This is a genomic window from Jiangella rhizosphaerae (genome assembly GCF_003579925.1).
GTDB lineage: Bacteria > Actinomycetota > Actinomycetes > Jiangellales > Jiangellaceae > Jiangella > Jiangella rhizosphaerae.
In genome coordinates this window covers 1-9,273 of the sequence record NZ_QUAL01000009.1, presented here as the reverse complement: position 1 = coordinate 9,273, position 9,273 = coordinate 1, and the positions used below count along the sequence as shown (strand labels likewise).

6 protein-coding genes are annotated in these 9,273 nt (G+C 75.1%); 3 read left to right on the top strand and 3 right to left on the bottom strand.

The window, feature by feature from the left end; translation table 11 throughout:
- Positions 1-730, bottom strand: a 730-nt coding sequence (locus DY240_RS01045; RefSeq protein WP_119658123.1) for a TIGR03089 family protein, incomplete at its 3' end; no start/stop codon positions are given.
- A 104-nt stretch (positions 731-834) separates the two neighbouring features.
- On the opposite strand from DY240_RS01045, the gene DY240_RS01040 reads away from it, so the two are divergent.
- Positions 835-1,737, top strand: a complete 903-nt coding sequence (locus DY240_RS01040; protein ID WP_119658122.1) for a DNA-3-methyladenine glycosylase family protein — start codon at positions 835-837, stop codon at positions 1,735-1,737.
- A gap of 7 nt (positions 1,738-1,744) precedes the next feature.
- Here DY240_RS01040 and DY240_RS01035 read toward each other — a convergent pair whose 3' ends face one another.
- Both DY240_RS01035 and cofD read right to left on the bottom strand, forming a co-directional pair.
- The gene (locus tag DY240_RS01035; protein ID WP_119658121.1) at positions 1,745-2,983 is read right to left on the bottom strand and encodes a coenzyme F420-0:L-glutamate ligase; all 1,239 of its coding nucleotides are present in this window, start codon (positions 2,981-2,983) and stop codon (positions 1,745-1,747) included.
- Entirely contained in the window at positions 2,980-3,951 is a 972-nt protein-coding gene (gene cofD, locus DY240_RS01030) for a 2-phospho-L-lactate transferase (protein WP_119658124.1), read from the bottom strand. The genes DY240_RS01035 and cofD overlap by 4 nt, the downstream gene beginning before the upstream one ends.
- Before the next feature lie 1,501 nt (positions 3,952-5,452).
- Here cofD and DY240_RS01025 point away from each other — a divergent pair.
- Both DY240_RS01025 and DY240_RS01020 read left to right on the top strand, forming a co-directional pair.
- Entirely contained in the window at positions 5,453-5,716 is a 264-nt protein-coding gene (locus tag DY240_RS01025; protein ID WP_111256351.1) for a WhiB family transcriptional regulator, read from the top strand.
- Between the two features lie 176 nt (positions 5,717-5,892).
- Positions 5,893-9,273: glycosyltransferase (locus DY240_RS01020; RefSeq protein ID WP_158602688.1), on the top strand; the 3,381-nt coding region annotated here is incomplete at its 3' end.

The following is a 9,273-nucleotide window of genomic DNA, read 5'->3' as shown; positions in this document are numbered from 1 at the left end:
AGGCGACGGCCGCCGTCACGCGTTCCGCGTCGACCCGGGCGGCCCGGCGGGCCGGGTCCTCGTGCCGGACCAGCACCGCCGACCCGCCCACCACCAGCGGCACCAGCAGCGCGTCGACCAGCGCCGTGCCGAGGTCGTCGGTCGCGACCAGCAGCCGCCCGCCCGGGCCGGCGCCGAGCTGCTCGGCGCGCTGCCGGGCGTGGTCGGCCAGGCCGCCGAGCGTGTGGACGACGCCGGCCCGCTCGAGCGCCGGCTCGGCGTCGTCGGGCGGGAACGGCGGCACGAAGTGGTCGGGGTAGCCGGGCACCTCGACGGCGTAGTCGGTGACGCCGGGCGGCAGCGGCTCGGTGAACCGGCCGCCCAGCGGGCGCAGCGCCAGCCCGACCACCTCCGGCGCACTGCCCGCCGCAGCGGCGACCGCGTCGGGCCCGGCGACCGCGACCTGGACGTCGTCGTCGTCGCCCAGCACCACGCAGACGCCGGCCGACCAGCAGGCGGCCGCCCACGCCAACGACTGCCAGTGCCCCGGCAGCCGCAGCCCGACCCGTTCGCCGGACTCCACGCCCAGCCCGCCGGTGAGGAACCCGGCGGTCTTGGCGACCCAGTTGTCGAAGGTGATGACGGACAGCTCGACGCGCTCGCCGGTGGCGTCGTCGTAGAACGTGAGGAACGGCCGCGCACCGTCGTGACGGACGGCGGTGCGCAGCAGCTCTGCCGGGGTCTCACTCATGCGCACAGCCTACGGCGACCGCCCGCCGCCCGTCTGAATGGCGAACCGGCCGCCGACCTGCGCCGTTGGGCTTGTCGGGGTCCCGTGCTTCACTGGGGGACGTGATGGAGCGGACGTGGCGGCCGCGGCGCCCGGTCGACGTCCTGGCGACGCTCGCGCCGCACCAGCGCGGCCCGTACGACCCCGCGTTCCAGGTCGACGGGCGCGGGCGTGTGTGGCGCACCTGCCGGCCCGGCGGCGAGCCGGCGACGGTGTGCGTGGCGGCAGCGCGCGGCGAGGTGACGGCGACGGCGTGGGGCCCCGGCGCGGCGGCCGCGCTCGACGCCGTCCCGCTGTGGCTCGGCTCCGACGACGACCCGGACGGCTTCGAGCCGCGGCACCCCGTGCTGGCCGACGCGTTCCGCCGGTTCCCGGGGACGCTGATCGGGCGCACCGGGCTGGTCATGGAGGCGCTGGTGCCCGCCATCCTGGAGCAGAAGGTCACCGGCACCGAGGCGTACCGCGGCTGGATGCGGCTGCTGCGCAGGTTCGGCGAGCCGGCGCCCGGCCCCGCGCCCGACCGCATGCGCGTCGTCCCGCCCGCCGACACCTGGGCGCGCATCCCGTCGTGGGAGTACCACCGCGCCGGTGTGGGGCCGCAGCGCTCGCGCACCATCGTCACCGCCGGCCGGCACGTGGCCCGGCTCGAGGAGATCGCGGGCCTGGCCACCGACGAGGCCGACAAGCGGCTGCGGGCCATCCCCGGCATCGGCGTGTGGACGTCGGCCGAGGTCCGCCAGCGGGTGCTGGGCGACGCCGACGCGGTGTCGGTGGGCGACTACGGGTTGCCGCACGCCGTCGCCTACGCGCTGACCGGGTCGCGGCGGGGGTCCGACCAGCTCATGCTCGAACTGCTCGAGCCCTACCGCGGCCACCGTCATCGCGCCTGCGTCCTGCTGCTGCGCGCCGGCGCCACCCCGCCCAGGCGCGGCCCGCGCGCACCGGTGCGCGACTTCCGCCACATGTGACGGGACCTCAGAGCGTGACGGTGACGGTGGCGACGTCGACGGGCGGGTGGTCGGCGGCCGGTTCGGCGGCGTGGCCGATCGCGACCGCGCCGATCGGCGTCCAGCCGGGCGGGAGGCCCAGCGCGGCCGTCGCCGCCGAGAGCGCGGGGTCGGGGAAGAGCCAGGCCGACGCGAGCCCTTCGGCGCCGAGCGCGATCAGCAGGTTCTGGACCGCCGCGCCCAGCCCGAGCAGCGCGTCGGAGCCGTCGACCAGACACGGCACGACGACGTACGGAGCGGTGCTCAGCAGCCCGGCCCCGTCCAGCGCCGACGCCAGCCGCCGCCGGGCCGCGTCCGACTCCAGCAGCACGAACCGCCACGGCGGGGTGTCGATGGGCCACGGCGCGGAGAACGCGGCCGCCACGGCCTGCCGCACCACACCGGGGTCGACGGGCGCCGGCGTGAACGACGACGCCGTCCGGCGGGCCTGGACGGCGGCACGCATCGCCTCGGGCGTGCCCAGCCGGAACCGGTCCTCGGCGCTCGGCCGGATGAGCGCCGCGACGCCGGGGTCGTCCTCGCCGGGCTCCAGCAGCAGGTGCGGCAGCCCGCGCACGACGGCGACGGGGACGGCGGACAGCTTGGCGCGCACCAGCTCCGAGGCCGCCGCCAGCTCGTCGGCCAGCGCGACGACGGTGACGCCGAGGTCGTTGCCGTAGGCGTCGGTGCTGCCGCGCAGGTCGTCGACGGCGCGGATGCCGGCCGAGCCGACGGCGAAGTCGGTGACGCCGTTGCGCCAGACCCGGCCCGCGGTGTCGGTGATCACGACGCCGATGCGCACGCCGAACCGCTTGCCCAGTCCGTCGCGCAGCGCCCGCGCCGACGCGTCCGGATCGACCGGCAGCAGCACGATCGACCCGAGCTCGACGTTCGACGCGTCGACCCCGGCGGCGGCCATGACGAACCCGTGCCGGGTCTCGACGATGCGGGTGCGCCCGCGCGGCGTCGTCCACTCCGAGATGGTCCGGACCGCTTCGGCGTCGATGGCCTCGTCGCGGTCGATGCCGGCGCGGATGCGGCCCTCGGCCTTGCTGACGATCTTGCTGGTGACGACGACGATGTCGCCGTCGCGCAGCGCGGTGCCGGACGGCCCGCCGTCGCCGGGCGCGGCCGCCTCGAGCGCCGTCGCGAGCAGCTCGACCAGGTCGTCTCCGGGCCGGACCTCGGGGATGCCGGGCAGCCCGAACGCTTCGTAGCGAGCGCTCACCGGGCCCGCACCTCCTCGGCGAGATCCAGCGCGGCGCGTGCCATCGCGGCCGCGGCGTCGACGTCGGTCATCCAGAGCGGGACGGCGACGCAGCGCACGCCGGCGCCCTCGACCGCCGGCACGGCGTCGGCGTCGACGGTGTCGACCAGCCAGCCGTCCAGCAGGTCGGCGAACAGCTCGGCCACCCCGGCCGCCGTCGTCGGGACCCCGATCGCCGTCAACGCGGCGTCGGCCATCCCTCTCACCGGTGAACCACCGATGATCGGCGAGAGCCCGACGACGGGGGCGGCCGCGGACGCGACCGCGTCCCGCACGCCCGGCACGGCGAGGATCGGCCCGATGCTGACCACCGGGTTCGACGGCGGCAGCAGGATCACGTCCGCCGCCGCGATGGCGTCGAGCACGCCCGGCGCCGGCTTGGCCCGGTCGGCGCCGACGAGCACGATCCGCCGGGCCGGGACCTCCGCGTGCAGCCGGACCCACCACTCCTGGAAGTGGATCGCCTTCTCCGCCGCGCCGTCCTCGTCACCACCGGCCGGGACGACGACGTGCGTCTCGACCCGGTCGTCGGTCATCGGCAGCAGCCGCACGCCGGGCCGCCAGCGGTCGCACAGCGCCTCGGTGACGGCGGACAGCGGGTATCCGGCGGTCAGCATCTGGGTGCGCAGCAGATGCGTGGCGAGATCGCGGTCGCCGAGCGTGAACCACTGCGCCTCGGCCCCGTACGCCGCCAGCTCCTCCGCGACGGCGAACGTCTCGCCCGACCGGCCCCAGCCCTGCGACTCCTCGATGCCGCCGCCGAGCGTGTACATGACGGTGTCGAGGTCGGGGCTCACGTGCAGCCCGTGCAGCACGATGTCGTCGGCGGTGTTCCCGATGACGGTGACCTCGGCGTCCGGCGCGGCCCGCAGCAGCCCCCGCAGGAACCTGGAGCCGCCGATCCCACCGGCGAGCGCGGTGATCCTCAGCACAGCCACGACCGTACCCGGTGTCACGCTGGCCACCGCGCCGCGCCCNGGCGAGCGCGGTGATCCTCAGCACAGCCACGACCGTACCCGGTGTCACGCTGGCCACCGCGCCGCGCCCGGTCCGCGAGACACGGCCGGTGCGTCGGCGGGGGGTTGTGGCGTTGGCCCCCGCCCCCCTGCTGCCCGATTGTCTTGGCCGCGGGCGCGCGCCTCAAGTCCGCGCGCCTCGTGGTGGGGCTTCGCCGTGGTTGGGGCGCTTGGACTTGACCCGCGCGCCCGCGGCTCAGAACGGGCAGCTATCAGGGGGACGGGGGAAGAGCGGCGACGGGCCTGGGTGTTAGCCGACGCCGAGATTGCCGACGCTGCGGCCTTGGAGATGCCGATGAATGCGTGGGGCGTGTCGCGTGGTGTGGTGGTCACGGTGGCGGCGTCGTCGTCACGGTGTCGCGGTCGGCAGGTGATGCCGTCGCGGCCTGGATGGGTGAGGGATCCGCGTCGTCCTGGCTACCCGGATCCCTCACCCATCAGCGGCCAGCGGCTCGTCGTCATCGGCACCGGTGGTCGACGGCGACAAGACCGGTGCGCCCGGCCTGGCTGGCACCACACGACTGGGTTCGTCGGCACGGTGAGGGGCCACGGCCGCGCGTGTGGCGGTCGGCACGATGTCGGCTCCATCGCGAACGTCAGCGACCTTCCCACCGGCACGACCAACGTCGGCTCACAGCCTGGGGGGCGTTGGCCCCGTCACGGTGTGGCGTTGGTGTCGTTGAGCGTCCGCCTGGTGAGATTTCACCGTGATTCGGGAGCCATCACGAGGATTACCTGAGCATCACCAGGGCTGTAGGGGTGTTGATGCTCACGTAATCCTCGTGATGTAGGCGATCGTCGATGATCATGGCTGTCCACAGCCCGACAAAGCACGCGAAACGGGCACGCGAACGCCGAGGCGTGCCCGCTCTGCCCCCGTCCCCCTGATAGCTGCCCGTTCTTGGCCGCGGAGCCGCGGGTCAAGCGGTCATCGTCGGCGCGAAGCGCCCCTTAGGTCCGCTTGAGGCGCGGTTGCGCGGCTAAGAAAATGGGCAGCAGGGGGACGGCCGACGCCACACTGGTCCGGCCCACGTCGAGGCCCCGAGGCGAACTCACCCCACCGAGGATGGAACCCGAGCGCGACTCCGGACGTCAACGAAACGGCACGCCCGGCGGGTGGACGCATCGGGTGATCGGCCGTCTGGCGTGCTGCGAGGCGGAGCGCTTATGCTCCCGCCTCGAACCGCCCGGGCTCAGGCAGCGCCGCGAGGGCCCGCGGGCGGGTCGGGGCGGCCGCCGTGGCGGACCGCCGGCGAACGAAACGGAGATCTTTAGCACGGTTCCGCTTGACGCGCACGTATTGCATTCATGTAATTTCGAACGTGTCGTTCAGTGGTCTCGCGGCCTCGACCACCGCGGGACCGCTTCGGGGGCCGGCTCATGAGCCGGAGAACCAGGTCGAAGGAGGCGAGCCATGACCGAGTGGGACGAGATTGACCTGCTCTGGGGCGAAGCCGAAGAGATGAGTTGGCAAGAGCGGGCGCTGTGTGCCCAGACTGATCCGGAGGCGTTCTTCCCTGAGAAGGGTGGGTCCACCCGAGAGGCCAAGCGCGTGTGCCTCGGCTGCGAGGTCCAGGCGGAATGCCTGGAGTACGCGCTGGCGCACGACGAGCGCTTCGGCATCTGGGGCGGGCTGTCCGAGCGGGAGCGGCGGAAACTCAAGAAGCGGGCGGTCTGACGGTCGCCCGGCCGGTCGCCGTCGAGCTGAACTCTGCCGTTCTCAGGTTCAGCGCGTAAGGTTGGCGGCTGGCGCACGGGGTCGCCCGGTCGAGGCACGCTTCGGCCGGGGCCGCCGCCCCTCGTGTGCTCGCAGACCGACCGCTGGAACGACGACGAGGCATGGCACCGGACCCCTTGACCGCAATCGACAACGGCAGCACGACGCCCAGCGTCTACTCCGACCCTGGCATCGGCGCTGACGCCGCCCTTGACGCGTTCGCCGGTGACGTCGGCGAACCGGAGCCGGTCGACCCCACCGCGCTGCTCACGCACGACGTGACCGCCGTCATCGTCGCCCACGACGGCAGCCGGTTCATCCACCGCACGCTCGAGGCGGTGGCGGCGCTGCGTCGCATGCCCGAGCGCATCGTCGCCGTCGACACCGGCAGCCGCGACGAGACCGAGCAGGTCCTGACGTCCACCCTCGGCGCGCCGTCGGTGGTGGCGATGCCCCGGTCGACGGGGTTCGGCGCGGCCGTCGCGGCCGGTGTCGCCGCCGGCGACGAGATGGCACAGGCCATGTGGGGGAGCGGAGGTCTGCGCCGGTCCGAGCAGACCCGCTGGATCTGGGTGCTGCACGACGACAGCGCGCCGGCGCCGGACGCGCTGTCCCGGCTGCTGGAGGCCGCCGTGCGCCGCCCCGACGCCGGCATCATCGGGCCGAAGGTGCTCGACTGGCGCGAGGGTCGCCAGCTGCTCGAGATCGGCCTGACGGTCACCAGCGGCGGCCGCCGGCACACCGGCCTGGACCGCCGCGAGTACGACCAGGGCCAGCACGACACCACGAAGAACGTCCTCGCCGTCGGCAGCGCGGGCATGCTCATCCGCCGCGACGTCTGGGACGAGCTGGAGGGCTTCGACCCGCGGCTCACCATCTTCCGCGACGACCTCGACCTCGGCTGGCGCGCCAACGAGGCCGGCTACCCGGTCGTCGTCTGCCCCGAGGCGGTCGTCTACCACGCCGAGGCCGCCGCGCACGGACGGCGCCGGCTGGGCGCCACCCGCGACCGGCCGCACCTGGCCGACCGCCGCAACGCCATCTACGTGCTGCTGGCCAACACACCGGCGCGATCGCTGCTGTTCGTGCTGCTCCGCGTGCTGTTCATGGGCCTCGGCCGGTCGCTGACGTTCCTCGTCGGCAAGCAGCCGGCGCTGGCCTTCGAGGAGCTCGTGGCGCTGTTGTCGGTCATCGGCCGGCCCGACGTGCTCATCCGAGCACGGTCGCGGCGCCGGAAGACCCGCCGCAAGGCGCCGTCGCAGCTGCGTTCGCTGTTCCCGCCGCGCGGCCAGCAACTGCGCCATGCCGGCGAGAACGTCCTGGGCATCCTCACCGGGTCCGGCGGGGGCGCGGGCCACGACGTCTCGGGCGGGCGGCGCGCCGCCACCTCGGGCGGCGACGACGATGACGCACCGGCCGGTGACGACGCGTGGATCCTGCGCTTCCTGCTGCACCCCGCCGTCCTGATGACGGCCGCGCTGGTCGTGGTGACGCTGGTCACGGCGCGCGACCTGATCGGCTCCGGCCGGCTGTTCGGCGGCGCGCTGCTGCCGGCACCCGCGGCCGCCGGTGAGCTGTGGGCCGTCTACACCGAGTCGTGGCACGGCGCCGGGCTGGGCAGCGCCTCGGCGACGCCGCCGTACCTCGGCGTCGTCGCGCTGGCGGGCACGCTGGTCCGCAACGCCTCGCTCGCCGTCGACCTGCTGCTCATCGGCTCCGTGCCGCTGGCCGGCCTGACGATGTACCTGCTGGTCCGCCGCCTGGTGCGGGCGAAGCTGCTGCGGGTGTGGGTGTCGGCGAGCTACGCGCTGCTGCCCGCCGTCACCGGCGCCATCGCGGCCGGCCGGCTGGGCACCGCCGTCGCGACGGTGCTGACGCCGCTGCTGGTGCTGGCGGTCATGCGCACGCTCGGCACGCCGGGCCGCTCGGGGCCCGGCCGGGCCGCGTGGAGCGCCGGGCTGCTGCTCGCGGTGATCTCCGCGTTCGTGCCGCTGGCCTGGCTCATCGCACTCGTCCTCGCGATCGTCGCGGCCGCGACGGTCTTCGGCGACCGCCGCTCGCTGCTGCGGCTCGGCGTCCTGCTGGCCGTGACGCCGGTGGTGCTGATCCCGTGGACCGGCAGCCTGATCAGCCGGCCGATGCTGCTGGTCACCGAGGCCGGCGTACCGGGGCCGGGCCTGTCCGACCCGGAGCTCGCGCCGTGGTCGGTGCTGCTGCAGAACCCCGGCGGCCCCGGCAGCGGCCCCATCTGGCTCGGCGCCGGCATCCTGGCCGCCGCCTGGATCTCGCTGTTCCGTCCCGTCCGCCGGCTGGCCATCGCGACCGCCTGGGTGGTCGCGGGGGTCGCGCTGGTCGCGGGCATCGTGCTGTCGCGCATCGCCGTCAGCGGCCCGACGCTGGAGACCCCGGTCGCCGGCTGGCCCGGGTACGCGACGGTGGTGGTGGCCGGCGCGCTGCTGGCCGCCGCCGCCATCGGCAGCGAGGGCGCACGAGAGCGGCTGTCGCGCGCCAGCTTCGGCTGGCGCCAGCCGCTCGCCGTCATCATCGCCGGTGCCGCCGGCCTGGCGCCGCTCGTGGCCGCCGGCTGGTGGGTCGCCCGCGGCGCCGGCGACCCGATCGAGCGCCGCGACCCGGCCATCCTGCCCGCGTACGTCGCCGACGAGGCCGCCCGCCCGGAAAGGGTCCGCACGCTGGTGCTCAACCGCGCCGACGACGGCCGCATCACCTACGCGCTGCTGCGGCAGTCCGGCCCGCGGCTGGGCGACGCCGAGACCAGCCCGCCGCCGGAGGAGTACGGCCCGCTCGACGACGTCGTCGCCGATGTCGTCTCCGGCCGCGGCGGCGCCGACGGCGCCCGGCTGGCCGAGTTCGCGGTGCGTTACGTCTACCTCCCGCGGCCGTACGACGCCGACCTCGCCGACACCCTCGACACCGTGCCGGGCCTGGTCCGCAGCAGCGCGCCGGAGGGCGCGGCCATCTGGCAGATCGACCAGCCGGTGGCGCGCGTGTGGATCGCCGCTCCGCCGGCCGAGGACGGCGAGCTGGCGCCGATGGCGGACGAGAACGCCGAGGTCGTCACGGTCCCCAGCGACGAGGTCAGCGCCGCGGGTAGCGTGCCCGAGGGTCCCGAGGGCCGCATGGTCGTGCTGTCCGAGCTGGCCGACTCCGGCTGGACCGCCCGGTTCAACGGCACCGAGCTGGAGCCGACGACGTACGGCGGCTGGGCGCAGGCCTTCACGCTGCCTCCGCAGGCCGGTGAACTGACCGTCGAGTACGAGGGCAACCGGCGCGCGTTCTGGCTCTGGTTCCAGCTCGGCGCGGTCGTGGTCGCCGTCGTCCTGGCGCTGCCCGGCATCAGGCGCGAGCGCGGCGCCGTGGACGACGCCGCCGACCTCGACCCCGATGACTCCTCGCCGCGGCTCCCCCTGGCGCCGGTCCCGGCGGCCGCGGGTGCCGGCGACGCCGCACCGGTGGCGGCCCGGGGTGGCCGTCGTCGCGGCTCCCGGCGGGGCGCCGAG